This is a genomic window from Streptomyces sp. NPDC059534, from assembly GCF_042743475.1.
In the GTDB taxonomy this organism is placed as follows: Bacteria; Actinomycetota; Actinomycetes; order Streptomycetales; family Streptomycetaceae; genus Streptomyces.
The window spans coordinates 115,578-142,346 of sequence record NZ_JBHWAQ010000008.1; the positions used below are offsets into that span (position 1 = coordinate 115,578).

Below are 26,769 nucleotides of genomic sequence, written 5' to 3' on the forward strand. Positions count from 1 at the left end.
TGCGGAAGGACCGGCCCCGGCGGTGACTGACAACCAGAACCTCCTCGCGGAGCAGCGGCGCGCCCTGATCCTCGACGAGGTCCGGCGGCGCGGCGGTGTCCGTGTCAACGAACTGACCCGTCGCCTGAACGTCTCGGACATGACGATCCGTCGGGACCTGGACGCGCTGGCGCGTCAGGGCATGGTGGCGAAGGTGCACGGCGGGGCCGTTCCGGTGGTCGAGGCGAGCACCCACGAGCCGGGCTTCGAGGCCAAGTCGGTCCTCGAACCGAGTGCCAAGGACGAGATCGCGCGGACGGCGGCGGCCCTGGTCGCCCCGGGTACGGCGATCGCCCTGTCCGGGGGTACGACGACGTTCGCGCTGGCCCGGCACCTGCTGGACGTGCCGGATCTGACGGTGGTGACGAACTCGGTGCGGGTCGCCGACGTGTTCCACGAGGCGCAGGCGGCGGGTGGCGGTGGCGAGTCGCGGCGCGGGGCGGCGACGGTCGTCCTGACCGGCGGGGTGCGGACGCCGTCCGACGCGCTGGTGGGACCGGTGGCGGACCGGGCGGTCCGGTCGCTCCACTTCGACCTGCTGTTCCTGGGGGTGCACGGGGTGTCGGTGGAGGCCGGCCTGTCGACGCCGAACCTGGCGGAGGCGGAGACGAACCGCTGCCTGATGCGTTCGGCGCGCCGGGTGGTCGTCGTCGCCGACCACACCAAGTGGGGCACGGTGGGGCTGAGTTCGTTCGGCGATCTCAGCGAGGTGGACACCTGGGTGACGGACCGCGGTCTGCCCGAGGAGGTCCGGGCCGAGGTGGCGGAGCACCTGCCGGGCGTCGTGGTGGCGGGCGAGGAGCCGGCGTGACCCTCTTCCGGATCGAGCGGACGGTTCCCCTCGGACCGGAGGAGGCGTGGCGGCGGCTGACGGACTGGCCGGCGCACGGGCACCAGGTTCCGCTGACCCGGACGAGGGTGCTGACGCCGGGGCCGAACGGGGCGGGGACACGGTTCACCGCGCGGACGGGGATCGGCCGGCTGTCCTTCGACGACCCGATGGAGGTCGTGCGCTGGGAGCCACCCGCCCCGGGCTCGCCGGGAGCGTGCCGACTGGCGAAGTCCGGCCGGCTCGTCCTGGGCTGGGCGCTCGTCGAGGTGGTGGAGGCGCCCGCCGGCTGCCGGGTGGTCTGGACGGAGGAGCTGGCGGTACGGGGACTGCCCCGGCTCTTCGATCCGGTACTGGGCCGGGCCGGGCGGCTGCTGTTCGGCCGGGCCCTGGACGCCCTGCTGCGGACCGCCTGAGGTCGCGGCCGTCCGCACCCCCCTTTGCTGTTGACATTTCGTCAGCTAGGGTGCTCTTCCGTTGTCCGTCCTGGGGAGGTCCGGTCCATGGCACGCCGACTGAGGCCGGTGGAGCTCGACTTCACCGCGACCGCGCCCGTCCGTCTGGTCTTCACCGCGGCCCTGGCCGCACCGCCCCCGGCCGTCTACCGGTCGCTGGCGCTGGAGGTGGGGAGCATGCCGTCCTGGTTCACCGCCGTCACCTCCGCCGTCCCGACGGGCGACGGCGCGGGCCGGACGGTCCGCCTGCGGGGCGGTATCGCCTTCGAGGAGACGATCCTGGCCGCCGAGCCGGACGTCCGCTACGCCTACCGGGTGGACGAGACGAACGCCCCCGGCGTGACGGCCATGGCGGAGGAGTGGTTCCTCTCCCCCACCGGGAAGGGCACCCGGCTGCGGTGGATCATGGCCGTCGACGGCCCGGCCCCGCTGCGCCTCGCGCTGCGCGTCGCCGCGCCGGGCGTGGCCCTGTCCTTCCGGGACGCGGCGCGCCGGCTCGACCGGCGGCTCACTCCGGCCAGGCCCCCGTCGCCAGGAAGCGTTCGATAGCGCCGGTGTAGGGGGCGATGTCGAGGCCCTGGGCGGCCAGCCAGTCGTCGGAGTAGTACTTGTCGAGGTAGCGCTCGCCCCCGTCGCAGATCAGGGTGACGACGCTGCCGGTGCGCTCCTCGGCGACCATCTCGGCCACGATCTTCAGGGCGCTCCACAGGCCGGTGCCGGTGGAGCCGCCCGCCTTGCGGCCGATGGCGGCCTCCAGGGCGCGGACGGCGGCGACACTCGCCGCGTCGGGCACCTTCATCATCCGGTCGATGGCGCCGGGCACGAAGCTCGGCTCCATGCGGGGACGGCCGATGCCCTCGATGCGGGAGCCGCAGTCGGCGGTGGCCTGCGGGTCCTGGCGCGTCCAGCCGTCGAAGAAGCAGGAGTTCTCGGGGTCGGCGACGCAGATCCGCGTGTCGTGCTGCATGTAGTGCACGTAGCGGGCGATGGTCGCCGACGTGCCGCCGGTGCCGGCGGTGGCCACGATCCAGGTGGGCTCCGGGTAGCGTTCCAGCCTGAGCTGCTGGTACATCGACTCGGCGATGTTGTTGTTGCCGCGCCAGTCGGTGGCCCGCTCCGCGTAGGTGAACTGGTCCATGTAGTGGCCACCGGTGCGCTCGGCGAGCGCGGCGGACTCCTCGTACATCGTGCGCGAGTCGTCGACGAAGTGGCACTGGCCGCCGTGGAACTCGATGAGCCGGCACTTCTCGGGGCTGGTCGTGCGCGGCATGACGGCGACGAAGGGGACGCCGATCAGCTTCGCGAAGTACGCCTCGGAGACGGCGGTCGAGCCGCTGGACGCCTCGATGACCGGCTTGCCCGGCCGGATCCAGCCGTTGCAGAGGCCGTAGAGGAAGAGGGAGCGCGCGAGCCGGTGCTTGAGGCTGCCGGTGGGGTGCGTGGACTCGTCCTTCAGGTACAGGTCGATGCCCCACTTCTCGGGAAGCGGGAAGCGCAGCAGGTGCGTGTCGGCGGAGCGGTTGGCGTCGGCCTGGACCTTGCGGACGGCCTCCTTGAGCCAGGCCCGGTACGCCGGGTCGCTGTGGTCGACGTCGCGGGTCGCCATCGCGGCCCGCGTCCCGGTCGCCCCCGGCGTCTCCGTCATCGCTGGCGTCGCCGTCGCCGCGCCGTTCTCCGTGGTGCTCATCCGTGCCTCTCCTCGGTCGCTTCCACTGGCTTCCCCACTGCCGACGATACCCCTCCCACCTGGGCAAACGTTCGCTTTGGGGATCCATAGGGATGCCTTGCGGGAGGGCTACTGGTGCGGTCGCCGAGTGCCCGGCACACTGGTAGCGGCAACCGGGTGAAAGGGGCGGATCCACATGGCGGAACCGGAGTTCACGGCGCGGGGCGTACGGATCGCTCGCTGGCCCCGCTCGCTGACCCGCGCGGGCGAGGTACGGATCGAGGACGGCCGGCTCGCCCTGCTCACGAGTTACGGCAGCGAGATCGACAGCGCTCCGGTGGGAGCGGTCCGGGCGGGCCGGCCCTGGTTCGCCAAGTCGGACGAGGCGGTGGCGACCGTGAACGGCACCCGGTACCGGCTGACGCTGCACCGGGACGGTGACGGGGACGCGGAGTCGGCCGAGTCGGGGCGGTTCCTGGCGGCGCTGAAGCGGGCGGCCGGCCGGCGCTGATCGCCGCGCACCCCCTGACCTGGCCCGAGTCGCCGCGAGTTGCGGGCCGGTCACGACTGGTTCACGCTGGAATCATCTCACCAAGCGTCATCGGCGGTGACGTTGTGTTCCGGTCGCCGCCCTGCTGTACCGCATGAGAAATCGGAATCTTCGTCTTCTTCCGGACTACTTCGGGGAGTCGCAGCCGTGATCAGCGAGCCGAGCAGGTACTACGCGGTGGAGCTCCAGGCCCTGCCGTCGCGGATCGGACAGGTCCGCAGGATCGTCTCCGCGCATTTGCGCCATTGGCATCTCGACACCCTGGTCGACCATGCCGTGCTCGGGGTCACCGAGCTCCTCAGCAACGTCCACCGGCACGCGCAGCCGGACAAGCGGTGCACCGTCGAGATCGAGCTGTTGCTCGACCGCCTGACGGTCTCCGTCCGGGACCACGACCCCCGCATACCGCGGGCCGCCGCCCCGGAGCCGTTCGACCCCGTCGACGCCCTGGACGCCCTCGACGCCTACGAGCGCCTCGCGACCTCCGGCCGCGGCCTCGCCATCGTCGGGGCGCTCAGCGAGAGTTGGGGCGTCCGCCCGTGCGGCGCCGACGGGAAGGTCGTCTGGTTCACCCTTTCGGCGCCCCCGCCGGTCGTCCCGGTCGACGAGTGCGCGCACGCCGTGTACGGCGCCCTGACCGACGGGCCCCTCGCGAGCTACGGCCGCTTCCCCGTCGGAGCCCCCCTCAGCACCCCGATCGACCCGGTCCTGACCCCGCTCACGGCCCGCTCGGTCCCGGCGGGCCGAGCGGGCTGACCGCGGGGGCCCGGAGGGTGCCCCGCGGGAACCCGGTCACCGCCGGGCACCACCACGGACCCCCGGTCAGCTCCGGCGCCCCTTGGCGGTCGCGGAGCGGCCGAACTGCTCCTCCAGGACGGTCAGACGGCGCCAGTACTCGTCCTCGTCGATCTCTCCGGCGGCGAACCGGTGACCGAGCAGGGCGATCGGCGAGTGCTCGTCCGGACCGCCGTCGAGGCCGGGCCGGCCGCGGCGGCCGGGGCGCAGGCCCGCCCGGCGGGCCAGGGTGACGACCGTCGCGATGACGGCGGCCCACACGAGGGGGACGAAGAGGATCCACGGGCCGGGGCCCGCGTAGGCGAGTGTGTTCATGACGATCGGCTCCTCGGTGCGCTGTCGTGGTGTCCGTGCTTCGAGACTCGCGCGCAGAGGGGGTCCGGGTCGTCGTACGGGCGGCTGCTCCCCGCGTACGACGGGAGGAGTACGTCCCCGCCCGCGACACCCTCCCTCTCTGTACCTACTGGGGCGCTCTTCATGATCGTCAAGCGGGCGCCATCCCTGCTGCGCGAGGCTCGGAAGACCGTGCGCGCTTACTACGACCTCAGGGCCGAAGTCGAACGGGGGCGATGTCGGGCGTGTGAGACTAAGACGTCAACTGAGTGACGAGACCAGCCACATTCGCAAGACTCGACGGGGCGTCGCCATGTCGGCGTCCCGTCATTGCGATGTACCGGCCCGTGCCGTAGATCTCCACAGCCGTACCGTCGGGGCGTCGGATGCGGCGCCCCTGTCGGACGTCCGCGCGGCCCCAGATATGCAGCCCGTCGCCGGACGGGGACACCTCTGCATAGGTGGTGCCCGCGTCGCGCACGATGGCTGCGGCCCACGGCGCCAAACGGCCCGTGAGGGTGTTGATGCAGTGGTCCAGGTCGATGCAGACGATGTCGTCCACGTCAGAGAGGACGAAGCCCAGACCGGAGCCGACCGTCGAAGCGGCAGCGCTCTTGTGCGTGCTCCACGTCGCGGGGTCCGTCGAGGAAGCCGCCATGCCGGCGGTCGTCAGCGGACGCTTATCCGCGGCGCGTCGGACCCACCTGTCGCGGGTCGTCAGCTCAACGGGGAGCGTGTGCTTCTTGGCCCGGAACGCCTTCGAGCGACAGCGAGTGTCGCAGTACCGCGCATGCTGACGGGCCATCAGCGGGAGGGGTGAGGCGCAGTGCTCACACGTCCTGGCGGGTGTCGTTGGCATGGGTCCATCCTACCGGCCGCGAACGCTTTCTATCCGCTGACCTGCAATGATTCATTCATCGAGTTGACCGGAGCGCTGTACGCCCGCCTCCCGTTTCGGGGGTCGGATCAGCCCGGCCGGCACCCGCTCGGCGCTCCAGCGGGCCCCTGTGGGCGCCTCAGCCCGATCCCCCAGACCCGTACAGACAGAGAGGACCACCACCTCTTCGGTCTGAAGGGTGCCTCGAAGGGGGTTACCGGGTGGGGGCGGCTGAACTAGCCGCCCTTGCAGCGCCGTTACTCCTCCTGTATATTGAACGGCGCGTGTATCGGCTGGAAACCTTCACGCGCGCAACCCTTCCCGAAAGGACGAACTGACTGTATTTGGCCTCGCCGCAATAGCGCAGGCCCAGGAGCTGTCACGTCAGCTCCTAGCTGGAGACCTCACCCATAGGTCAGGTGTGTCTCCATGCAATACGCGTCAGTGATACTCGGGAGGAAACAGCGTGACGTCCAGCGGCACCACCACTACCTGCGCACACCCGGTTCGCGATCTCATCATCGTGGCCCTCGTTAGCGCTGTGGTCGGCCTTCTCTCTTTTATTGTCGTCACTCAACTTGGGGACGCCATCCTTGACGGTGTCACCAAGGCTGGAACCGCATCCATCGCCGTCGCTGGGGCGGGCCTTATCGTGCTCCAGTACCTCAAGCGCGGCTAATGCCTCGGGATGGGGCAGCCCGGCAGGGGCTGCCCCTCCGACGGATCTGACCGCTCAGTGCTCCAGGGTGTAGCCGTTCTCTACGAACGGGTTGCGGCTGCCGGCCGGCACCGACTTCTTCTCGGGACGTCGGCCGTCCTCGTCGAGGCCATTGCGCTCGCGATACAGCGCGGCACCATCGCTGACGCCTCGTCCGCCGCTTCCGACGTCAGGTCCGCGGTTACCGCCGGAGCGCGGCGCGGGCTGAGCCTGGTTGGCGGCGCTCAGTTCCGCGGCAAGCGTCTGAGCGTCTGCCGTCAGCTCCTCCACGGTGGAGCCCTGGAGTCGTGCGCTCTGCTCGAAGGTCAGGCCGGCCGCCATGCCGGCACGCACCTTCATGAGCTCCAGCTCTGCGGGATGCGGCGGCTGCGGGTTCTCTTCAGGTTCCATCTCGGTACCTCTCTTGGTCAGTAGCGCCAGACAGGCGGCACGGGGTCACCCGGGGTCGCTGTCAGTTCGGGGTTCTTGGGGGTGGGGCCGCTGTAGTCGAGCTGCGGCGTCCGGGAGTGCGCGTAGACGTCGGGCGCCTTCGGCGCGGGGATGGGCGTCTCGATCACCCGGAGAGTCACGGGGCCGTGGTCGTCGTAGACGATCGGCGCCGGCTGCGCGGCCTCCACCTCGTCGGTGAGCTCTTCGACGCTCCCGGGCACGTAGGCCGCGCCGCTTCGGGACAGCCAGAGGATGTAGTCCACGCTGTAGCGGCGGGACCGTGCGGCGTCGAGGAGGATCTCCGGAGCGTCGTCGACGCGGAAGCCGCGGGTCTCACCGTGTCCGGCGTTCCTCCAGGCGAGCATGGTGGGCCGGTTGGTGAGGCTCGACAACTGGCCTGTACGCAGGGGAGGGGAGAGTAGATCCCACTGGGCTTCCCGGATGTTCGCCAGGTCGACGACGAGCCCCTGAAGGTGGCTCCACGCCTCCACATCGGCGCCTCCGGCCCGAATGGCCTCGTCCGCCGCGCGCACGTCGCCGAGAACGTCACCGGCCTCCCTGGCGGCGCTGAGCGTCTCGCCCAGGCGCCCCGCCAGGTACGTGAGCGCGTCGCCGGCCAGAGCCTCGCGAACACCGATCGCGTAGTCCTTAGCGGCCTCTTCCGCGAGACGGAGCGCGATGCGTTCGCTCTCCCATTCCAGGGCGTCACGGTAGGCGGCAGCCGCCTTCACGCCGACGTCGCTGGTCCACTTGCCCGTTGGCGTCAGCGTGTGGACAGCGTCGTTGATGACACGGTCTCGCGCTGCGAGGGGCTCGTCCCCCCGCGAGGTGCTCCGTGCGCCGCTTCCTCGCCTCGCCGGCCGTCTTCTCCGCACGCGCGATCTCCGGGACAGTGGCGAGGGCTGCCGCCAACTCCGGCTTGCTTGCAGTCACTTCTTCTACCTCTCAGGCATGACAAAGCCGCTCACCGGTCGGTAAGCGGATGGAAGGGGGTCTAGGCGGCCTCGTAGCGGCCGATCGACTCGAACGCCGTGCGTTCCCGTCGGCGCTCACGCACGCGCTGAGCGAACTTCTCGGGGTCCTGCGCATAAGCGCTTCGGGCCGCTGTGTTTCGGCAGTCGGCACAGCGTCGGGTGTACCCGTCGGCGCGGAGGCTGTCCCTGTGGAAGTTGTCGGCCGTGACGAGGAGGCTACATACAAGGGTGTCCAAACAGCCCTGCCTGCCGACTACGACATGGAGATCATCTGCAAGCGGGTCGCGACGAAGGGACATCTCCTCGACGCCTTCCCCGGACTCGGCCTGAAGGCATATCTGGTCCGGGAGCGGGAGGCCGGCTCACCCGTCGACCAGTACGCGCCGTCCTACCTGTGGACCACCCCCAAGGGCATGAACTCCTTCCTCTGGGGCCCGGGTTTCCAGGGCATCGTGAACGACTTCGGCCGGCCCGTCGTGCAGCACTGGGCCGGGCTGTCGTACGAGGAGGGGCCGGCCGCCGCATCGGCGCCCCGGGCCGCCACGCGCCGCAGGACCCCGCTCGGGGATGCCGTCCCACCGGGCGAGGCGGTCGCGGACGCGGTGGCCCGGCACGCACGGGAAGCGCGGCGGGACGGGGTCGTGGCCTCCGCCCTCGCGGTCGATCCGCGCCACTGGGAACTGCTCTCCTTCACCCTGTGGGCGGACCCGGAAGCGCCCGCCGACGAGGGCGAGCGCTTCCGGGTCCTGCACCTCTCGGCCCCGGAGCGCACAGCGCTGGGGGCCGGGCGGCAGTGGTGAGGCGGGCCCGGGCGGGCGGCGGCCGGGGTACGGACTCGGCGCCACCGCGTGTTCAGACGCCGGGCGCCTGGCGTCAGACGCCGGGAGCATCAGGCACTGGGCGTCGGGCGCCGGGAGCATCAGCCGCCTAGCGCCGGACGTCGGTCAGGCGTCAGGCGCCGGACGGCGGTCAGGCGTCCGCTCAGGCCACGGCGACGAGGGTGAGGTAGGCGATGCCGAGGACACCCCGGTACCCGTTCAGCCAGCTCGACCGCTGGCGGTCCACGCGCTCGCGGGTCTCGTCGGCGAGCGGGTGGTCGGGGTGGGCGGCGAGCCAGACCTCGGTTTCGTGCCGGTAGCCCGACTCGAACTCCTCCCACTCCCCGGCGCTCGCCGTCTCGATCCACGCGGGCCGGAAGCCCGCCTCGATCGCGAGGTCGACGAGCGCGCCGAGGCTGAAGTGGTCGTCGGTCCGGGCGCCGGGCCACATCCCGGCGAGCTCCGCCTCGGTGGGGGTGCGCTCCCAGAAGCCCTCGCCGAGCACCACACGACCGCCCGGCCGCACGAGCCGGCGCAGTTCGCGGAGGGCGACGGCGGGGTCGTGCGGCTGGTCGGGGTCGCACAGCGCCTGACTCGACCCGAGACACAGGATCGCGTCGACCGGGCCGCGGTCGGTGCCGAGCGCCGACTCCTCGACGAAGGCCACGCGGTCGGCGAGACCGCGCTCCTCGGCCAGCACACGGCCGCGCGCCAGGTCCTCGGCGTTGATGTCGAGTCCGGCACCCTTGGCCGCCGGGGCGGCTTCCAGGACGCGCAGCAGCAACTCGCCCCAGCCGCAGCCGATGTCGAGCACGTCGGCGGGGGCGGCGGCGGCGAGCCGTTCGATCATGCGGGTGGCGCGTGCCTCGGAGAGCGGCCCGTGGAAGGTGAGGCTGCCGAGGCGCGGAGGAAGGTCGGATTCGGAAGTGATCATGAAGCGGAACGGTACGTCGTACGGCCGTCCTCGGCCACCGCTTTCCGGTCACGCCGGTGCACCCGCCGCCCGCCGGGGCCCGCCTGTCGCATCCCGGGCCCGCCCGCAGGGCCGTCCGCGTGCCCGCCCCCGCGCCCGCCCGTCGCGCAACTAGGGCCTGTCGTCACCTTCCCGTCGTCGCCCGCAGGGCGGCCCCGCGGCGTCTGGTGCGTGCTCTCGGCGTGCCGGGTGGAAGTCCGCGTACTGGACGTACTCGGGCTTTCGCCCGGTGCGGCGAGAGTGCGTGCCAGGCGTCGTGGGGCAGGCGGGAAGGTGACGACAGGCCCTAGCCTGGAAGGCGTGTACACCATGCGCGCGTCCCGCCACATCGACGCCCCGCCCGCGGCCGTCTACCGGTCGCTGCTCGACCGTGACTCCGTCGCACGGTGGCGGGTCCCCTACGGGATGACTTGCGAGGTGCACTCCTTCGACGTGCGCGAAGGGGGCACCTTCCGCATCTCGCTGCACTACGGCGGGGAGGGCGGCACGGGGAAGTCGGGGGCGCGCACGGACACGTACCACGGCCGCTTCGTGGAGCTGGTGCCCGACGAACGGGTCGTCGAGATCATCGAGTTCGAGTCCGCGGACCCCCGCCTGCACGGTGCGATGACCCTCACGACGACATTGATCCCCGTCGGGGGCGCCACCGAGGTCAGGCTCGTCCACGAGGGGATTCCCGACGCGGTCCCCGCGACCGACAACGAGACCGGAACCCGCATGGCCCTGGACCGTCTCGCCGCGCTGGCCGAGGGCCGCCCGGACCCGCGGGGGTGACACCCGGCCCTGACCCCCGGGGGTGATGCCCTGCGCCGAGGGGGCCGCGCTCGGCTCTCAGACCGTCTCGCGCCCCAGTGCGGCCAGCGGGTCGTCGAGCACCGGCTGCCAGGCGAGTTCGGCGGCTCCGACGAGGCTGTTGTGGTCGAGGGTGCAGGGCAGGATCGGCACACCACCGCTGCGGCCCCAGAGGCTGCGGTCGGCGACGACCGCGCGCAGGCGCTCGGGGTCGGCGTCGAGGAGCTCGCGGTGGAGGCCGCCGAGGATGATCCGGTCCGGGTTGAGGATGTTCACCAGACCGGCCAGCCCCAGGCCCAGGCGGTCGATCAGCTCCCCGACGGCGACCCGGACGCCCGGGTCGTCGCGGCTCGTCCGCAGCAGGTCGCGGGCCTGCTGGAGCAGTGAGACCTCGGGCCCCGGGGCGCGCCCGGCGACCGTGAGGAAGGCGAGCGGGTCGGTCTCGACGTCGAGGCAGCCCCGGCTGCCGCAGTGACAGGGCCGCCCCTCCGGGTTGACCGTCACATGGCCGACCTCCAGGGCGAGGCCGGCGCTGCCCGTGTGCAGGCGCCCGTCGAGGACGAGCGCGCCGCCGACGCCCCGGTGGCCGGTGGCCACGCAGAGCAGGTCGCGGGCGCCGCGCCCCGCGCCGTGGCGGTGCTCGGCGAGGGCGGCGAGGTTCACGTCGTTGCCGGTGAAGGCGGGGCCCTCGATACCGGCGGCCCGTACCCGCTCGGCGAAGATCTCGCGCACCGGCGCGCCGGCGGGCCAGGCCAGGTGGAGCGGGTTGAGTGCGGTGCCCTCGGGTTCGGCCACCGCGGAGGGGGCGGCGAGTCCGGCGCCGACGCACCGGCGACCGCTCTCGCGGAGCAGGGCGGCTCCGGCCTCGACGACGGCGCCGAGGACCTGGGCGGGGTCGGCGGAGACGGTGACGCAGCCGGGGGCGGTGGCGACGATGGTGCCGCCGAGGCCGACGAGGGCGGCCCGGAAGCCGTCCGCGTGCACCTGGGCGGCGAGGGCGACGGGGCCCTTCTCGTCGACGGCGAGCCGGTGCGAGGGCCGCCCCTGGGAGCCGGCGGCGGCGCCCGGGTTGGAGTCGACGCGGATGAGGCCGAGGGCCTCCAGCTCGGCGGCGACGGCGCCCGCGGTGGCCCGGGTGACCCCGAGCTCGGCGGTGAGGACGGCCCTGGTCGGAGCCCTGCCGGTGTGCACCAGCTCCAGTGCGGGGCCGAGCGCGTTGCGCCCCCTGTCCAGCCGTGTCCGGGTCGTCGTCGCCTTGCCGTTCATGGGGGCGAGTCTCCCATGATCGGGCGGTCGTGCGGCCCGTAGCCCACAGGACCTGTGCTCCGAAGCCGCCGGCGCGGTTGATTCCACGGGCGGGCGCCCCCTATCCTGAGTTTGTGCCGCTACTAAACAAAGTACGGACGGCCGTATCGGGGGGCCCCGGCGGAGACACCGCCACCCACTCCCTGACCCGCCTCCGCTCCGCCCTGACCCTCTTCTTCGCCCTCGACGGCTTCCTGTTCGCCGGCTGGGTGGTCCGCATACCCGCCGTCAAGCAGCAGACCGGCGCCTCGGCCGGCGACCTCGGCCTCGCCCTGCTCGGCGTGTCGGCGGGCGCCGTGATCACCATGACCCTGACCGGCCGGCTCTGCCGCCGCTACGGGTCCCACCCCGTCACCGTCGCCACCGCCGTCCTGCTCTCCCTCTCGGTCGCCCTGCCGGCGCTGACCGGGTCGCCGCTCGCCCTCGGCCTCGTCCTGCTGGTCTTCGGCACCGCGTACGGCGGCATCAACGTCGCCATGAACAGCGCGGCCGTGGACCTGGTGACCGCACTGCGCCGCCCGGTCATGCCGAGCTTCCACGCCGCCTTCAGCCTCGGCGGCATGCTCGCGCCGGCATCGGCGGCCTCCTCGCCGGCAGCCTCTCCCCCACCACCCACCTCCTCGGCCTCACGGTCGTCGGCCTGGCCCTGACGGCCGCCGCCGGGCCCGTACTCCTGCGCCATCCCGCGCCCACCCTGCCGGAGACCCTCACGGCGCCGTCCGGCTCCCGGACGGCCGGCACGCGCACGCGTGCGTCCCGCCGCGCGGTCGTCGTCTTCGGAGTGATCGCCCTCTGCACGGCGTACGGCGAGGGCGCGCTCGCCGACTGGGGAGCCCTCCACCTCGAACAGGACCTCCACGCGCACCCCGGCATGGCGGCCGCCGGGTACTCCGTCTTCGCGCTCACCATGACCGCCGGCCGACTCTCCGGCACCGCGCTGCTCGAACGCCTCGGCCAGACCCGCACCCTCGTCGCGGGCGGTGCGACCGCCGCCGCCGGGATGCTCCTCGGCGCGCTCGCGCCGACCGTCTGGGCCACGCTCCTCGGCTTCGCGATCACCGGCCTCGGCCTCGCCAACATCTTCCCCGTCGCCGTGGCCCGCGCGGGCGCGCTCGCCGGCCCCGGCGGCGTGGCGACGGCCTCCACCCTCGGCTACGGCGGCATGCTCCTCGGCCCGCCCTCCATCGGCTTCCTCGCCGACTGGTTCTCCCTGCCGGTGGCGCTCACCACCGTCGCCCTGCTCGCCGCCGGCGCCGCGGCGATGGGCTACTGGGCACGCAACGCCGGAACGCACCACGCGAGTTGAAGCACCAGGGCGGCACCCGCCCCCCGTCGGCGCCGGCGCGCCGACGGGGGGCCGGACCTGCCAGAATCCCCTCATGGACGCGAGCCCCGAGCACACCCTGAAGATCACGGAGCACATCGACGCGCTGGAAGCGGCGGGCCATGCCCTCGCCGACGCGGCCGCCGAGGCCGGACCCGACGCCGACGTGCCGACCTGCCCCGGATGGCGGATCCGGGACCTCCTCCGCCACACGACCATGGTGCACCGCTGGGCCACCGCCTTCGTCGTCGAAGGACACACCTCGTACCACCCCGACGGCGGCGAACCGGACCTCGACGGCGACGAGTTGATCACCCACTACCGCGAGGGCCACGCCCTCCTGGTCGCCGCCCTCCGCGCGGCGCCCGACACCCTGGAGTGCTGGACCTTCCTCCCCGCGCCCTCCCCGCTCGCCTTCTGGGCGCGGCGCCAGGCCCACGAGACGACCGTCCACCGCGCGGACGCCGAGTCCGCCCTCCCGGCCGGCCCCGGACCGGTCGACGCCGCCGTCGCCGCCGACGGCATCGACGAGCTCCTCCGCGGCTTCCACGCTCGCGACCGCAGCCGGGTCCACACCCCCGAACCCCGCACCCTGCGCGTCCATGCCACCGACACCGGTGACACCTGGACCGTGCACCTGTCGGCCACGGAACCGCCCCGGACGGAGCGGGGGTTCCTCGCACCGACGGCGTCCTCCGAGACGGAGGCCGCAGGCACGAGCACGGTGGACGAAGGGCTCGGCGTGGACGAAGGGCCCCGTGCGGACGGAGGGCCCGGTGTGGACGGAGGGCCCGGTGTGGACGGAGGGCCCGGTGTGGACGGAGTACTCGCCGTGGACGCCGAACTCAGCGGCTCCGCCGACCGTTTGTACCTGGCGCTGTGGAACCGCCTGCCGGCCGACGCCGTGACCGTGACGGGCGACACCGCTCTCGCCCGGCTGTGGCGCGAGACCTCGGCGATCATCTGATCCCGACCTCCGCGCCCCGGGGCCACCGCGCCCCGACGGCGTCGGCGAACCCCGCCTGACCCACCCTCAGGAGCGGACAGTAATCTGCCCCTCTGAAGATCAACTCAGCGGGGGGACAGACAGGATGAGCAGCAGAGAAGAGCCCCGGGGGCACTGGCCGACGGCCCCGGCGTACCCGCCGGCCGGCCCGGCGAACGGTGCTCCCGGAGGGCCGCCTCCGGGAGCACCGCCGCAGACCACCTCGCACCGGGGCGCGTGGATCGGCGCGGGCGCCACCCTGGTGGCAGCCGTGATCGGCGTCGTCGGTACGTACATGGTGGGAGCCGGCAACAGCAACCAGGCGGCGCCGCCTCCCGCGCGGACACCGACGACCACGGCCCCCGCGACCGGCGAGGAGACCCCCGGCGGCGACGGCGCGTCGTCGGATTCCCCGGGGTCCCCGGGGACCTCCGCGCCCGCGGACTCCCCCACTTCGCCGTCCCCGACGGCGGCTCCCACGCCGGGGGGCGCGGTCCGGTGGCAGGGCGCGCTGGCCATCACCTACACGGAGTCCAAGGACCTCGACTCCACGCCCCCGACAGAGTCCGAGATCAACTCCGACAACGACTTCTCCGTCTACCCGTTCGGCAGCCACATGCTCCGCCCCGAGCGCGGCGCCAAGGCGCTGGTCTGGGAGGAGTCCGGGACGGTGCCCTCGTACAAGGACTGCGCCGGCGTCGTCGAGACCCTGGCGACCACGAACGACATGAAGCTCAAGACCGGCCTGGTCGTCTGCGCCCTGACGAACGACGGCCGGGTCGCCCGGCTGACCGTCAAGGAACTGGCGGGACAGTCCTCCGACACCCGCGGGGTCTTCGACGTCGTGGTGTGGAGCCGCTGACCCGACCAAGAGCCTCGGGCCCTGCGTACGACGCGCTCCGGCTGCGGTCAGCCGAGCCAGCCGGGCCGCACCAGGCCCGACTCGTAAGCCAGAACGACGAGTTGGGCGCGGTCCCGGGCGCCCAGCTTGACCATGGCGCGGCTGACGTGGGTCTTGGCGGTGAGGGGACTGACGACGAGCCGGCGGGCGATCTCCTCGTTCGACAGGCCGATCCCCACCAGCGCCATCACCTCCCGCTCGCGCTCGGTCAGCGCGCCGAGGGCCGACGTGGCGGCCGGGGCCTTGGAACGGGCCGCGAACTCCTCGATCAGCCGGCGCGTCACGCCCGGGGAGAGCAGCGCGTCCCCGTGGACGACGGCGCGCACGGCCCGCAGCAGTTCCTCCGGCTCGGTGTCCTTGACGAGGAAGCCGGAGGCGCCCGCGCGGATCGCCTCGAAGACGTACTCGTCGAGCTCGAAGGTCGTCAGGATGACGACCCGGACGCCGTCGAGGTCGGGGTCGTCCGTGATCCGCCGAGTGGCCTCCAGGCCGTCGAGCCGCGGCATCCGGATGTCCATGAGCACGACGTCCGGTCTCAGCGCCCTGACCCCCTCCACGGCCTCGTCGCCGTCCGCCGCCTCCCCCGCCACGGTGATGTCCGGCTGGGCGTCGAGCAGGGCGCGGAACCCCGCCCTGACCAGCGACTGGTCGTCGGCGAGCAGCACCCGGATCGCGGGGGCGTCGCCAGGGGAGCCGCCGTTGGAGGGGTCGCCGGCCGTCGAGCGGTCGGCGGCGGCCGTGGAGCCGTCGGTCGTGGGGCCGGCGGCCGTGGAGTCGCCGGCCCTGGGGTCACCGGCTCCGGGGTCACCGGCCCTGGAGCCGTCGTTCACCGGGTCACCGGTCACGGGGTCGCCGGTCACGAGGTCTCCTCCGGGGGCAGTGGGAGTACGGCGTGGACGCGGAAGCCGCCGTCCGGCCGGACGCCCGCCTCGATGGTGCCACCGAGGGCGGCGGCGCGCTCCCGCATGCCGGCGAGGCCGTTGCCGCTGCCGCCCGCCTCGGTGCCGGTGGCGGGGCCGTCGTCGTCGACGCGGAGGTCGAGGCGTCCGGGGCCGTGCGCGATCTCGACCCGGGCGGTGCGGGAGCCGGAATGGCGCACCACGTTGGTGAGCGCCTCCTGCACGATCCGGAAGGCGGCGAGGTCGGCGCCGGGCGGCAGGTCCGTCCGCGGGCCGCTCCTCGTCACGGCGACGGTCAGGCCCGCGGCGGCGGCCTGGTCGACGAGTTCGGGGAGCCGGCCGAGTCCCGGGGCGGGCGTACGGGGTGCTTCGCCGGGGGCGCGAAGGGTGTCGAGGACCTGCCGCACCTCGCCGAGCGCTTCCTTGCTGGCCGCCTTGATCGTGGTCAGGGCCGTGCGGGCCTGCTCGGGGTCGGAGTCCAGGAGGGCGAGGCCGACCCCCGCCTGGACGTTGATCACGGAGATCGAGTGGGCCAGCACGTCGTGCAGTTCCCGGGCGATCCGCAGCCGCTCCTGGTCGGCGCGGCGTCGCTCGGCCGCGGCCCGGTCGGCCCGGTGCTGCGCCCACTGCTGGCGGCGGACCCGTACCAGCTCGGACGCGGCGAGTACGGCGACGGCGAAGGCCGCCGCCGGAAGTTCCTGCCCCCAGGGGGCGGGGCCGTCACCCGGGGGCGGGAGCCGGCTGTAGAGCCAGTGCGCGAGCAGCAGATGCCCGGCCCAGAGCAGGCCGAGGGCCCACCAGGCGGCGGTGCGGTGTCCCTGGACGACGGCGGCGAAACAGGCGACGGCGATCAGGACGAAGACCGGACCGTACGGGTAACCGGCCGCGAGATAGCCGAGGGTGACGGCCGCGACGGCGAACACCACCGGGACGGGCCTGCGGTGACGCAGCACCAGCGGCGCCGCCGCGAGCAGCAGGAGGACCCTCCCCCACGCGTCGAGTTCCTCCCGCCCTGCCTGGTTCCGCGCCGCGAACCCGGAACCCGCCATGACCAGGACGGCGATCAGCACCGTGGACCGCCAGGGCAGCCCCCGGCCGCCGCCCGCCCGCTCCCACCGCCCGAACGGCCCGCCGCCGCTGCCACCCGTCCACGCCTCGTCCATACCGGCCACGCTAACCGCGCGCCGCGCGCGAGGACGTCACCCCGGCGGGGTGGTCGCACGTACTCCCGCCGGAGTAGGCGGCACGGCCGAGTCCGGGCCGACTCCCGGCGGAGGGGGCGGCGTGGTCGGGGGCCCGGGCCGGCTCCCAGCGGAGGGGCGGGGTGGCCGGGGGCCAGCCCGCCCCGGCCGAGCAGGCGAGGTGGCCGGAGTCCGGGCCGGCTCCCAGCCGAGCAGGCGAGGCGGCCGGGGTCCAGGCCGGCGGCCGGTTCAGGCCCGGGGCAGGAGGCCGACCTCCTGGCCGAGGCGGCGGGCGGCGGCGGTGAAGAAGGCGTCGCGGTCCTCGACGACGCGGTGGAACTGGCCGAAGATCTCGAAGGAGACGAGGCCGAAGAGCTGGGACCAGGCGGCGACCAGCGCGACGGCCAGCGGCGGGGGGAGGTCCGGGACGAGGTCGGCCGCGATGCGCTCGGCTTCGGGGCGGAGGGCGTCCGGGAGGGGAGGCAGGGCGAGGCCCTCGGTCTCGTGGGCGCGGCGGGTGATGTCGATGAGGACGAGTCCGACGCGGGCGGCGGGGGCGATGGTGTCCTGGGGCGCGGTGTAGCCCGGGACCGGGGAGCCGTAGATGAGGGCGTACTCGTGCGGGTGGGCGACGGCCCAGGCGCGGACCGCCCGGCAGACGGCGGTCCACCGGTCCAGGGGGCGCCGGCCCGCGGTGTCGGCGGCCGCTTGTTCGGCGGCGGCGCCGACGGCGTCGTAGGCGTCGACGATGAGGGCGGTGAGCAGGTCGTCGCGGCTGGGGAAGTAGCGGTACAGCGCGGAGGACACCATGCCGAGCTCGCGGGCGACGGCGCGCAGGGACAGCTTGGCGGCGCCTTCGGCGGCGAGCTGGGTGCGGGCCTCGTCCTTGATGGCGGCGGTGATCTCGATACGGGCGCGGGCGCGGGCTCCTCGAACGGTACTCATGGAGAGCAGTGTGACATTTTCGGAGCACCGCCACGAAATGAGAGCACCGCTCTTGATTGCGAGCAGCAAACCGTGCACACTGATCTCAAGCGAGAGCAGTGCTCACACTTTGAATCTCCAGGAGGCCCCGATGTCCGCTCAGCCCACCACCCCCGGCAACCCCGCCGCCCACGTCATGAAGCCCGGCTGGTTCACCGTGAACGTCTTCAACCGCGCGGTCGCCTGGATGACCCGCCGCGGCATCAGCGTCTGGGGCTCCCGCGTGCTCGCCGTCCGCGGCCGCAAGAGCGGCGAATGGCGCCGCACCCCCGTCAACCTCCTGACGGTGGACGGCGCCCAGTACCTGGTGGCCCCCCGCGGCCACGTCCAGTGGACCCACAACATGCGGGCCGCCGGCGGCGGGCAGCTGCACCTCGGCAAGCACGTGCAGGAGTTCACCGCCGTCGAGGTGGCCGACGACGACAAGCCCGCGGTACTCCGCGCCTACCTCAAGCGCTGGAAGGCCGAGGTCGGCGTCTTCTTCGGCGGCGTCGGCCCCGACTCCTCCGCCGAGGAGCTGCGTGCCGCCGCGCCCAAGCACCCCGTCTTCCGCATCACGACGACGGGCCCCGCCACCCCGGCCGCGTGAACCGGCCGGAACGGCGGAGCCCGTCCTCACTTCCCACGGGTTCTCCCCGCACCCCCGCATCGGTCGCGCCCGGGGCGCAGGCACCCCCCACACGGCGGGCGCGCCCACCGCACGCATCACACGCCCCACGCACCACACGGGCCGCTCGGGTCGATCCGTCAGAGCTCCTCGGGAGCCCCCGTGTCGTCCTGCTCGGCGGCCGACCGCTCCCGCTGCGAGACACCCCGGCCCGCCGGGCCGACACCGGACGACGTGTCCATCCGCCGGTCCAGCACCTCCAGCGCCCGCCGGGCCAGGCCGTTCGACCTGACCATGCCGCCGAGCGTGGCCGCGCCGCGGGTGATGTCGGCGAAGGCGTTCCAGGCGGGCCGCACTCCCGTGATCGTCGCGTGCAGCAGCCCGGGGCGCCGCTCGAAGACGGCGAGCATCCGCCGGCCGACCGCCATCTCGACACCGAGGCCGGCCTTGATGGCGAAGGCGTAGTTGAGGGCCTGGCGCCGGGCGTCGACCGCGTCGTTCGCCTCGGCGACCCGTACGGCCCACTCGCCGGCGAGCCGGCCCGAGCGCAGCGCGTACGAGATGCCCTCGCGCGTCCAGGGCTCCAGGAGTCCGGCCGCGTCGCCGCAGACGAGGACCCGGCCCCGGGAGAGCGGCGAGTCGTCGGTGCGGCAGCGGGTCAGATGGCCGGAGGAGATCGTGGGCTCGAAGCCGGCGAGGCCGAGCCGCGCGACGAAGTCCTCCATGTACCGCTTGGTGGCGGCGCCCTCGCCACGCGCCGAGATGACGCCGACGGTGAGCGTGTCGCCCTTGGGGAAGACCCAGCCGTAACTGCCCGGCATCGGACCCCAGTCGATGAGGACCCGGCCCTTCCAGTCCTCCGCGACGGACGGCGGCACGGGAATCTCCGCCTCCAGGCCGAGGTCGACCTGACCGAGCTTCACCCCGACATGAGCGCCTATCCGGCTGGCGCTGCCGTCGGCACCGACGACCGCGCGCGCGAGGACGGTCTCGCCGTCGCCGAGCACGACGGCGACGGTCCGCCGGTCCGGCACGGACGGGCCGTGCTGCTCGACGCGGACGACCGTGGCCCCGGTCCGCAGTTCCGCACCGGCCTTCTGCGCGTGCTCGACGAGCTGCGCGTCGAACTCGGGACGGTTGATGAGCCCGAAGAGCATCCGGCGCGAACGGCGGGTGCGGGCGAAGCGGCCGTCCAGGGAGAAGGTGACGGCGTGCACCCGGTCCTGGAGGGGCAGTTCGAAGCCCGGCGGGAGGGAGTCCCGGGAGGGGCCGATGATGCCGCCGCCGCAGGTCTTGTAGCGGGGCAGCTCGGACTTCTCCAGGAGCAGCACCCGGCGACCGGCCACCGCCGCCGCATAGGCCGCGGACGCGCCGGCCGGTCCCGCACCGACGACGACCACGTCCCAGACGTCGGCCGCCTCGTCCGCCGTACCGCCCGCCGCCGGGGCCGTCACTTCCGCCCCGTGCGCCGGGTCCTCCGGGTGCGTGTCCGTCACGTCGCCCACCGCGTCGCCGGGGTGCGTGTCCGTCACGGCGTCCGGCACGCCGTCCGTGGCGTCGGCATCCGTACGACCGGCATCCGTACCACCGACGTCCGTGCTGTCGACGTCCGCGCCCTCGGCGTCCGGCGCGGCGGCCGTGACCTCGGACGTCGCGGTGTCCGGGTCCGTGTCCCGCGCCGCCTCCGCACCGGTGCTCCCGGGAGCCGCGCCCACGGGCTCGGTGTGCTCCGGACCGGCGTTCTCTCCGCGCTCGCTGCTCACGATGTGTTTCTGCTCCTGATCCGACCGGTGGTCTGCTCCTGACGCATCCTACGGCGCGGTAGCCAGGGCACAGCGCCGTAGGATCGACGGTGCGTTCGCCGTACCACGACCTACGCCGAACGCCGTCCCTACCTCGTAACGTCGCACCCATCAGGAGCGTGCCCATGTCCTCGAATCCGATCGCAGAGACCGTTCGGTCGCTGATGCCCACGGCCAAGGCCGAGCTGGCCGCGCTGGTGGCCTTCGAGTCGGTGGCGGACGAGGCCGTGGCGCCGCGCAGCGAATGCGAGGGCGCGGCCAACTGGGTCGCTGACGCCCTGCGCACCGAGGGCTTCCAGGACGTGGCCCTGCTCGACACGCCGGACGGCTCGCAGTCGGTGTACGGCATCCTGCCCGGCCCGGCCGGTGCGCCGACCGTCCTGCTCTACGCGCACTACGACGTGCAGCCGAAGCTGGACGAGTCCGCCTGGCTGACCCCGCCGTTCGAGCTGACCGAGCGCGACGGGCGCTGGTACGGGCGCGGCGCCGCCGACTGCAAGGGCGGTTTCATCCTGCACCTGCTCGCGCTGCGCGCCCTGAAGGCGAACGGCGGCGTCCCCGTCACCGTCAAGGTGATCGTGGAGGGCTCGGAGGAGCAGGGCACCGGGGGCCTTGAGCGGTACGCGGAGCAGCACCCCGAGCTGCTGGCCGCCGACGCGATCGTGATCGGCGACGCGGGCAACTTCCGGGTGGGTCTCCCGACCGTGACGGCGACGCTGCGCGGCATGACGATGATCCGGGTGCAGATCGACACCCTCGAGGGCAACCTGCACTCCGGTCAGTTCGGCGGCGCCGCGCCGGACGCGCTCGCCGCGATGATCCGCGTCCTGGACTCGCTGCGCGCCGCGGACGGTTCGACCGTCGTCGACGGTCTGCCGGCCGACCAGGTGTGGGAGGGGCTGCAGTACCCGGAGGAGGACTTCCGTCAGGACGCCAAGGTCCTCTCGGACGTGGCCCTGCCGGGTGCCGGCACGATCGCCGACCGCATCTGGGCGCGTCCCGCCGTCACCGTGATCGGCATCGACTGCCACCCGGTGGCCGGGGCGACCCCGTCGATCCCGAAGTCGGCCCGCGCCCAGCTGAGCCTGCGGGTGCCGCCGGGCCTGGACTCGGCCGAGGCGACGAAGCTGCTCTACGCCCACATCGAGAAGCACACCCCGTGGAACGCCCGCGTCTCCCTGGAGCAGGTCGGCCAGGGCCAGGCGTTCCAGGCGGACACGACGAGCCCCGCGTACGCCTCGATGGCCGACGCGATGAGGATCGCGTACCCCGGCCAGGAGATGCAGACGGCGGGCATGGGCGGCTCGATCCCGCTCTGCAACACGCTGGCCTCGCTCTACCCGGAGTCGGAGATCCTGCTGATCGGGCTGAGCGAGCCGGAGGCGCAGATCCACGCGCCCAACGAGTCGGTCTCCCCGGAGGAGCTGGAGCGCCTCTCGGTGGCCGAGGCGCACTTCCTGGTCAACTACGCGCGCTCGAAGCAGGTCTGACGCCCGATCGGGTTCAGCGCTCGGCGAAGCTCGCCGAGAGCGTAGAGGCATGCGGCGGACCTGCGGATCTCCGTAGGTTCGTCGTATGGCACCCATCGAGATCACCCGGATCACCCCCCGTCTGCACCTGCTCGACTTCTCCATCGGCCAGGCGTACCTGTGGCAGGACGAGGAGGAGCTGACCCTGATCGACGCCGGCTGGGTCGGCACGGCGCCCGCGATCGCGGAGGCGATTCGGACGGCCGGTCTCGACCCGGCCCGGCTGCGCCGGATCGTGCTGACGCACTGCCACCGCGACCACGTGGGCGCGGCGGGCGAGCTGGCGGACCGGTACGGCGCCGAGATCCTCGCGCACCGCCTCGACGCTCCGGTGGTCCGGGGCGAGGCCCCGGTCCCCGAGCCCGACCTCCTGGAGTGGGAGCTCCCGCTGTACGCGCACGGCCTGACCGTGCCCGAGGCCCCGCCGACCCGAGTGGACCGGGAGGTCGAGGACGGCGACGAGCTCGGTTTCGGTGACGGCGCCGTGGTCGTCCACACGCCGGGCCACACGCCCGGCTCGATCGCCGTCCATCTTCCGCACCACGGCGTGCTGTTCGCCGGAGACACGGTGGCCTCGGTGCGGGGCGTGACCTTCGGCGTCTTCCATGTCGACCGCGCCCTCGCGATGGACTCCCTGCGGGCGCTCGCCAAGCTGGCCCCGTCGGTGCTGTGCTGCGGCCACGGCGCACCGGTCACCGAGGACACGGCGGCCCAGCTGACGGTTGCGGTGGCCTAGATGACGACCGGCAGCGCGAAACAGTCCGGCCCCGACCCCCACCCCGGCACCGGCTCCGGCTCCGCGACCGGTCGGCTCACCGATCAGGCCCCGGCCGATCCGGGCGCCTCCGACGAGCAGCTGGCCACCCAGCCCATCGGGTACTGGAGCGGTCTGGCCCACCGGGCCGTCACCCGGCATCTGCGGGACGCCATGGCCCGGTTCGACGTCACGCAGCCGCAGTACTGGGTGCTCAACGGCGTCAGCGGCGGGGCCGGGGCGCCGAGCCGCGAGGAGCTCGTCGGGCGCCTGACCCCGCTCGCGGACGGGCCGCACGAGATCGCACGGGTCGTCGACCAGCTGCTGCACCGCGGCTGGCTCCGGGCCGACGGCGGGCAGCGGCTGCACCTCACCGAGGCCGGGGAGGCGGCCCGGGTGCGCGTCCGCCGGCTGGTGACCGAGCTGCGCGCGGAGGTCCACGAGGGCATCGGCGACCAGGAGTACGTCGCCGCGCTCAAGGTCCTGCGCAGGATGGTCGCCAACGTCGAGGGCGCCGGGCCGGACGCTCCGGACGGGTCACCGGCCACGGCGGTCAGCCGACCGGGACCCCGGCTTCCAGGTTGAGCACGGTGCCGCGTTCGCGGGCGCGCAGGGCCCACCGGAGGCGGCGGTAGCGGACGGGGGGCAGCAGGTCGGCGGCCTCCTCCTCGGTGACGAAGCGCCAGTCGCGGAGTTCGGCACCGGGCAGGTGGAGGCGCGCGGTGTCGTCGGTGCGGAGGGTGCCGCCGTCGAAGAGGAGGCGCAGACCGCCGTAACCGGGGGGCTGGGGGCGTTCCCAGTCGACGAGCAGCAGCCGGGGTACGGCGCCGAGTTCGAGGCCGATCTCCTCGGCGACCTCGCGCATCCCGGCGCGGGCCGGCGGTTCGCCGGGTTCGACGACACCGCCGGGGAACTCCCAGCCGGGCTTGTACGTGGGGTCGACGAGCAGGAAGCGGTCCTGTTCGTCGAAGAGCAGGACGCCGGCCGCGAGGGTCTCGCCGGTCGGCTCGGGGGTCTGGACGATGCCGCAGGGGGCGGCCCGGCCGGCCAGGACCGCGTCGGCGACGGTCCGGGCGGTCTCGGCCGCGGTGAGCGACGAGGTGTCGACGGTGTACGCGTCGGCGGCGAGCCAGTCGAGCGCGGACCGGTAGGGCACGAGGTGGTCGTGGCACCACTCGCGGACGCGGGCGTCGACCTCGGGGTCGCCGTACTCCGCCCGGGCGTCGATCCGTTGGCGCAGGATCGTTTCCTCCGGTGCGAGCAGGACATGTCGCACCTCGATCCGGCGGGCGGCGAGCCCGCCGAAGATCTCGTCCCGGTACTCCTGCCGGAGCAGGGTCATGGGGACGACCAGCACGCCGCCGACCTCGGCGAGCAGCGCGGCGGCGGTGTCGACGACCAGCCGGCGCCAGATCGGCAGGTCCTGGTAGTCCTCGACCTCGGCGAGCCGCTTGGCCGGCAGGAGCCGGCGCAGCCCCCCGCCGGTGAGCTCGGGGTCGTACAGGGTGCTGTGCGGGATCAGATCGACCAGCTCGCGCGCGGTGCTCGACTTGCCCGCGCCGAACGTCCCGTTGATCCAGACGATCACGATTTCCCCCTCATCGGTAGCCCCCTGTGGCTTGCCCTCAACACCCTGCCACGGAAACCCCCGAACACACGTCCGGGCGCGAGCGTGACGCTTCGGCGTCGCCGTCGTTGACAACGGCAAGCACGAGGGGGTGCGGAGATGAGTCGTGAAGTTCTCGAACGTTTCCCGGCAGGCGGCCCGCGGGGCAGCTGGCCGGCGGAGGAGTTCGCCGGGGCGCGACGGGACGAGGGGGTGCCCGCCCGGGTGGTGATGGACCTGGCGTCCGACACGTTCCTGGTGATCGTGGAACAGCGGACGGGGGAGCACGTACGGGAGTAGGGGCGGCCCTTCGCCGTACTCCCGGGCAGTCGCCCTCAGCCGCCGGACCCGGCTCCGGTGTCGGACGGGGCACCGATGCCGGTGCCCGTGCCCGCACCGGTGCCGGACGCATGGTCAGCGCCCGCACTGGCGCCGGGTCCTGCACCCGCGCCGGGGCCCGCGCCCTCTCCCGAACCCGCGCCCGTACCGAATGCCGTCCACGGTCCCCCGTCACGCGCGCGCGTGGCGGCGGCCGCGGCGCCGAGGAGGCCGGCGTCGGTGCCGGTGAGGGCGGGGACGACGGTGAGGTTCCGGGTGAAGGAGAGCGTGGCGTAGGTGGCGAGGCTGCGGCGGAGGGGGGCGAAGAGGACCTCGCCGGCGCCCGCGACGCCTCCGCCGACGACCGCGATGTCGATCTCGACGAGGGCGGCGGTGGCGGCGATGCCCGCCGCCAGCGCCTGGGCCGCCCGCTCGAAGGAGGCGAGGGCCACCGGGTCGCCGGCGTGCGCGGCGGTGGCCACCGCGGCGGCGGAGACGTCGCCGTCGGGCCCGGGGCGCCAGCCGTTCTCCAGGGCGCGGCGGGCGAGGTGGGGGCCGCTGGCGAGGCGTTCGACGCAGCCGCGCGCGCCGCAGGCGCAGGGGTCGCCGTCCAGATCCACCACGATGTGGCCGATGTGACCGGCGTTGCCGGTGGGGCCCGGGTGGACCCGGCCGCCGAGGACGAGGCCGCCGCCGACACCCGTGGAGACCACGAGGCAGAGGGCGTTGTCGTGGCCCCGGGCCGCGCCGACCCAGTGTTCGGCCGCCGTCATGGCGACGCCGTCGCCGACGAGGGTGACGGGGCGTCCGCCGGTGACCCGGCGGACGCGGTCGACGAGCGGGTAGCCGCGCCAGCCGGGCACGTTCACCGGGCTCACGGTGCCCTGGGAGGCGTCGACGGGGCCGGCGCTGCCGATGCCGACGGCCTCCGCCGCGTCCCACAGCGGCGAGGCCGCGAGGTCCGCGAGCACGTCCTCGACCGCGCGCATCACCGTCTCGCCGGCCTCGCGCGCGGGCGTGGGCCGCTGGGAGCGGTAGCGGACGCGTCCCCCGCCGTCGACGAGGGCGCCGGCGATCTTGGTGCCCCCGATGTCGAGCGCGACGGCGAGGCCCACGGCGAAGTCGGTGTGCATGAGCGCGGATTCTCCAGTCGGCGGCCGGGAAGGGTGAGGTGTCCCCTACAGTCTTCCGCGCGGTGACAACGTTGTCCAGGGCCTATGCTCGACCTGAGACCGCGAGTCGTCTCGCCAGGAACCCGACACGACGGAGGAACCGCACACCGTGGCCGACATCGCCCGCCGCCCCGAGCCCCGCTACGGCAATCGGCCCACGATGAAGGACGTCGCCGCCCGTGCGGGCGTCGGCCTGAAGACGGTGTCACGGGTCGTCAACGGCGAGCCGGGGGTCACCCCCGACACCGAGCGCCGGGTCCAGGAGGCCATCGAGGTCCTCGGGTTCCGCCGCAACGACAGTGCCCGGGTCCTGCGCAAGGGCCGGACCGCGACCGTCGGCCTCGTCCTGGAGGATCTCGCCGACCCCTTCTACGGGCCGCTCAGCCGCGCGGTCGAGGAGGTCGCGCGGGCCCACGGCGCCCTCCTCATCAACGGTTCGAGCGCCGAGGACCCGGAGCGGGAGCAGGAGCTGGCGCTGGCCCTGTGCGCACGCCGGGTCGACGGGCTCATCGTCATCCCCGCCGGCGACGACCACCGTTATCTGGAGCCGGAGATCAGGGCGGGTGTCGCGACGGTCTTCGTCGACCGGCCGGCCGGCCGCATCGAGGCCGACGCCGTCCTCTCCGACAGCTTCGGCGGGGCGCGCGACGGCGTGGCCCATCTGATCGCCCACGGTCACCGGCGGATCGGCTTCATCGGCGACCGGCCCCGCATCCACACCTCGGCCGAGCGACTGCGCGGCTATCGCGCGGCGATGGAGGACGCGGGGCTGCCGGTCCGGGACGCGTGGGTCTCGCTCGGCCCCACCGACCCCGCGCGGGTGAGCGCGGCGGTACGGGAGATGCTGGCCGCGCCGGAGCCCGTGACGGCGCTGTTCGCCGGCAACAACCGGGTCACCGTCACCGCGGTGCGCGCCCTCGCCGGACACGCGCGCCAGGTCGCCCTCGTCGGCTTCGACGACATCGAACTGGCCGACCTCCTCGGCGTCACCGTCATCGCCCAGGACGCCGCGGCGCTCGGACGAACGGCCGCGGAGCGGCTCTTCCGCCGCCTGGACGGGGCCGACGAGGCACCGGAGCGCGTCGTCCTCGGCACGACCCTCATCGCCCGCGGATCGGGCGAGACCGCACCGCCCGCCGCCTGAGGCGGTACTC

General features: G+C 73.7%; 29 protein-coding genes and 1 pseudogene. 17 read left to right on the plus strand and 13 right to left on the minus strand.

All coding sequences use genetic code 11. From position 1 onward, the window contains the following. Positions 1–22: 22 nt before the first annotated feature. The 3 genes from ACFVZH_RS12655 (at position 23) to ACFVZH_RS12665 (ending at position 1,872) form a co-directional block, all read left to right on the plus strand. The gene (locus ACFVZH_RS12655; RefSeq protein WP_384896109.1) at positions 23–850 is read left to right on the plus strand and encodes a DeoR/GlpR family DNA-binding transcription regulator; all 828 of its coding nucleotides are present in this window, start codon (positions 23–25) and stop codon (positions 848–850) included. Beyond that, entirely contained in the window at positions 847–1,284 is a 438-nt protein-coding gene (locus tag ACFVZH_RS12660; RefSeq protein ID WP_384896111.1) for an SRPBCC family protein, read from the plus strand. Before ACFVZH_RS12655 ends, ACFVZH_RS12660 begins: the two co-directional genes overlap by 4 nt. A gap of 87 nt (positions 1,285–1,371) precedes the next feature. After that, a complete protein-coding gene (locus ACFVZH_RS12665; protein WP_384896113.1) occupies positions 1,372–1,872 on the plus strand; it encodes an SRPBCC family protein in 501 nt (166 codons plus the stop codon). On the opposite strand, the gene ACFVZH_RS12670 is transcribed toward ACFVZH_RS12665, so the two are convergent. Beyond that, entirely contained in the window at positions 1,832–2,968 is a 1,137-nt protein-coding gene (locus ACFVZH_RS12670) for a PLP-dependent cysteine synthase family protein (RefSeq protein ID WP_384896392.1), read from the minus strand. The genes ACFVZH_RS12665 and ACFVZH_RS12670 overlap by 41 nt on opposite strands. A gap of 217 nt (positions 2,969–3,185) precedes the next feature. Here ACFVZH_RS12670 and ACFVZH_RS12675 point away from each other — a divergent pair, with 217 nt between their 5' ends. Continuing rightward, entirely contained in the window at positions 3,186–3,500 is a 315-nt protein-coding gene (locus ACFVZH_RS12675) for a hypothetical protein (protein WP_384896115.1), read from the plus strand. Between the two features lie 186 nt (positions 3,501–3,686). Further along, positions 3,687–4,295, plus strand: a complete 609-nt coding sequence (locus ACFVZH_RS12680; RefSeq protein WP_384896117.1) for an ATP-binding protein — start codon at positions 3,687–3,689, stop codon at positions 4,293–4,295. A gap of 66 nt (positions 4,296–4,361) precedes the next feature. On the opposite strand, the gene ACFVZH_RS12685 is transcribed toward ACFVZH_RS12680, so the two are convergent. Both ACFVZH_RS12685 and ACFVZH_RS12690 read right to left on the minus strand, forming a co-directional pair. After that, positions 4,362–4,649: an SHOCT domain-containing protein gene (locus tag ACFVZH_RS12685; protein ID WP_384896118.1), complete on the minus strand. Its 288-nt coding sequence runs from the start codon at positions 4,647–4,649 to the stop codon at positions 4,362–4,364. A gap of 271 nt (positions 4,650–4,920) precedes the next feature. Continuing rightward, positions 4,921–5,526, minus strand: coding sequence for a bifunctional DNA primase/polymerase (locus ACFVZH_RS12690; RefSeq protein WP_384896120.1), 606 nt, complete (start codon positions 5,524–5,526; stop codon positions 4,921–4,923). A 484-nt stretch (positions 5,527–6,010) separates the two neighbouring features. Here ACFVZH_RS12690 and ACFVZH_RS12695 point away from each other — a divergent pair, with 484 nt between their 5' ends. Further along, positions 6,011–6,223 carry a hypothetical protein gene (locus tag ACFVZH_RS12695; protein WP_384896122.1) on the plus strand — a complete coding sequence of 71 codons (213 nt, stop codon included), beginning with the start codon at positions 6,011–6,013 and terminating at the stop codon, positions 6,221–6,223. Between the two features lie 54 nt (positions 6,224–6,277). On the opposite strand, the gene ACFVZH_RS12700 is transcribed toward ACFVZH_RS12695, so the two are convergent. After that, on the minus strand, positions 6,278–6,652 hold the full coding sequence (locus ACFVZH_RS12700) for a hypothetical protein (protein ID WP_384896124.1): 375 nt from the start codon (positions 6,650–6,652) through the stop codon (positions 6,278–6,280). A 17-nt stretch (positions 6,653–6,669) separates the two neighbouring features. Continuing rightward, a complete protein-coding gene (locus tag ACFVZH_RS12705) occupies positions 6,670–7,422 on the minus strand; it encodes a hypothetical protein (protein ID WP_384896126.1) in 753 nt (250 codons plus the stop codon). Between the two features lie 431 nt (positions 7,423–7,853). On the opposite strand from ACFVZH_RS12705, the gene ACFVZH_RS12710 reads away from it, so the two are divergent. Next, complete coding sequence (locus ACFVZH_RS12710; protein WP_384896127.1) at positions 7,854–8,465, plus strand: DUF4865 family protein; 612 nt, start codon at positions 7,854–7,856, stop codon at positions 8,463–8,465. Between the two features lie 181 nt (positions 8,466–8,646). Here the strand turns inward: ACFVZH_RS12710 and ACFVZH_RS12715 are convergent, their stop codons facing one another. Beyond that, complete coding sequence (locus ACFVZH_RS12715; RefSeq protein ID WP_384896129.1) at positions 8,647–9,417, minus strand: SAM-dependent methyltransferase; 771 nt, start codon at positions 9,415–9,417, stop codon at positions 8,647–8,649. Between the two features lie 339 nt (positions 9,418–9,756). Between ACFVZH_RS12715 and ACFVZH_RS12720 the strand changes: the two genes are divergently transcribed. After that, positions 9,757–10,230 (plus strand): SRPBCC domain-containing protein, encoded by a 474-nt coding sequence (locus tag ACFVZH_RS12720; protein ID WP_384896131.1) that lies wholly within the window; start codon positions 9,757–9,759, stop codon positions 10,228–10,230. Positions 10,231–10,287: 57 nt separating this feature from the next. Here the strand turns inward: ACFVZH_RS12720 and ACFVZH_RS12725 are convergent, their stop codons facing one another. Next, positions 10,288–11,514, minus strand: coding sequence for an ROK family protein (locus ACFVZH_RS12725; protein ID WP_384896133.1), 1,227 nt, complete (start codon positions 11,512–11,514; stop codon positions 10,288–10,290). Positions 11,515–11,627: 113 nt separating this feature from the next. Here ACFVZH_RS12725 and ACFVZH_RS12730 point away from each other — a divergent pair. From ACFVZH_RS12730 to ACFVZH_RS12740, 3 genes and pseudogenes are all read left to right on the plus strand, one after another. After that, positions 11,628–12,859, plus strand: a pseudogene (locus ACFVZH_RS12730) (MFS transporter). A gap of 97 nt (positions 12,860–12,956) precedes the next feature. Next, positions 12,957–13,844, plus strand: a complete 888-nt coding sequence (locus tag ACFVZH_RS12735) for a maleylpyruvate isomerase family mycothiol-dependent enzyme (RefSeq protein WP_384896394.1) — start codon at positions 12,957–12,959, stop codon at positions 13,842–13,844. Between the two features lie 124 nt (positions 13,845–13,968). After that, a complete protein-coding gene (locus tag ACFVZH_RS12740) occupies positions 13,969–14,724 on the plus strand; it encodes a hypothetical protein (protein WP_384896135.1) in 756 nt (251 codons plus the stop codon). Between the two features lie 47 nt (positions 14,725–14,771). Here ACFVZH_RS12740 and ACFVZH_RS12745 read toward each other — a convergent pair whose 3' ends face one another. The 3 genes from ACFVZH_RS12745 to ACFVZH_RS12755 all read right to left on the minus strand — a co-directional run bounded on the left by ACFVZH_RS12745 (position 14,772) and on the right by ACFVZH_RS12755 (position 17,788). Continuing rightward, positions 14,772–15,434, minus strand: a complete 663-nt coding sequence (locus tag ACFVZH_RS12745; RefSeq protein WP_384896396.1) for a response regulator — start codon at positions 15,432–15,434, stop codon at positions 14,772–14,774. A 185-nt stretch (positions 15,435–15,619) separates the two neighbouring features. Beyond that, positions 15,620–16,825: a sensor histidine kinase gene (locus tag ACFVZH_RS12750; protein WP_384896137.1), complete on the minus strand. Its 1,206-nt coding sequence runs from the start codon at positions 16,823–16,825 to the stop codon at positions 15,620–15,622. 267 nt (positions 16,826–17,092) lie between these two features. Continuing rightward, positions 17,093–17,788, minus strand: a complete 696-nt coding sequence (locus ACFVZH_RS12755; RefSeq protein WP_384896139.1) for a TetR/AcrR family transcriptional regulator — start codon at positions 17,786–17,788, stop codon at positions 17,093–17,095. Positions 17,789–17,918: 130 nt separating this feature from the next. Here ACFVZH_RS12755 and ACFVZH_RS12760 point away from each other — a divergent pair, with 130 nt between their 5' ends. Further along, a complete protein-coding gene (locus tag ACFVZH_RS12760; RefSeq protein ID WP_384896141.1) occupies positions 17,919–18,416 on the plus strand; it encodes a nitroreductase family deazaflavin-dependent oxidoreductase in 498 nt (165 codons plus the stop codon). A gap of 158 nt (positions 18,417–18,574) precedes the next feature. Here ACFVZH_RS12760 and ACFVZH_RS12765 read toward each other — a convergent pair whose 3' ends face one another. After that, entirely contained in the window at positions 18,575–20,197 is a 1,623-nt protein-coding gene (locus ACFVZH_RS12765) for a geranylgeranyl reductase family protein (protein ID WP_384896143.1), read from the minus strand. 164 nt (positions 20,198–20,361) lie between these two features. Here ACFVZH_RS12765 and ACFVZH_RS12770 point away from each other — a divergent pair, with 164 nt between their 5' ends. The 3 genes from ACFVZH_RS12770 to ACFVZH_RS12780 all read left to right on the plus strand — a co-directional run bounded on the left by ACFVZH_RS12770 (position 20,362) and on the right by ACFVZH_RS12780 (position 23,104). Then, on the plus strand, positions 20,362–21,726 hold the full coding sequence (locus tag ACFVZH_RS12770; RefSeq protein WP_384896145.1) for a dipeptidase: 1,365 nt from the start codon (positions 20,362–20,364) through the stop codon (positions 21,724–21,726). 85 nt (positions 21,727–21,811) lie between these two features. Then, positions 21,812–22,501 (plus strand): MBL fold metallo-hydrolase, encoded by a 690-nt coding sequence (locus ACFVZH_RS12775; RefSeq protein ID WP_384896146.1) that lies wholly within the window; start codon positions 21,812–21,814, stop codon positions 22,499–22,501. Continuing rightward, on the plus strand, positions 22,502–23,104 hold the full coding sequence (locus ACFVZH_RS12780; RefSeq protein WP_384896148.1) for a MarR family winged helix-turn-helix transcriptional regulator: 603 nt from the start codon (positions 22,502–22,504) through the stop codon (positions 23,102–23,104). Here the strand turns inward: ACFVZH_RS12780 and ACFVZH_RS12785 are convergent. Next, positions 23,073–24,107, minus strand: coding sequence for an NUDIX domain-containing protein (locus ACFVZH_RS12785; protein ID WP_384896150.1), 1,035 nt, complete (start codon positions 24,105–24,107; stop codon positions 23,073–23,075). The genes ACFVZH_RS12780 and ACFVZH_RS12785 overlap by 32 nt on opposite strands. 138 nt (positions 24,108–24,245) lie before the next feature. Here ACFVZH_RS12785 and ACFVZH_RS12790 point away from each other — a divergent pair, with 138 nt between their 5' ends. After that, the gene (locus ACFVZH_RS12790) at positions 24,246–24,425 is read left to right on the plus strand and encodes a hypothetical protein (protein WP_384896151.1); all 180 of its coding nucleotides are present in this window, start codon (positions 24,246–24,248) and stop codon (positions 24,423–24,425) included. A 35-nt stretch (positions 24,426–24,460) separates the two neighbouring features. Here the strand turns inward: ACFVZH_RS12790 and ACFVZH_RS12795 are convergent, their stop codons facing one another. Further along, positions 24,461–25,576, minus strand: coding sequence for an ROK family protein (locus ACFVZH_RS12795; RefSeq protein WP_384896153.1), 1,116 nt, complete (start codon positions 25,574–25,576; stop codon positions 24,461–24,463). Between the two features lie 148 nt (positions 25,577–25,724). On the opposite strand from ACFVZH_RS12795, the gene ACFVZH_RS12800 reads away from it, so the two are divergent. After that, complete coding sequence (locus tag ACFVZH_RS12800) at positions 25,725–26,759, plus strand: LacI family DNA-binding transcriptional regulator (RefSeq protein WP_384896155.1); 1,035 nt, start codon at positions 25,725–25,727, stop codon at positions 26,757–26,759. Positions 26,760–26,769: the final 10 nt, after the last annotated feature.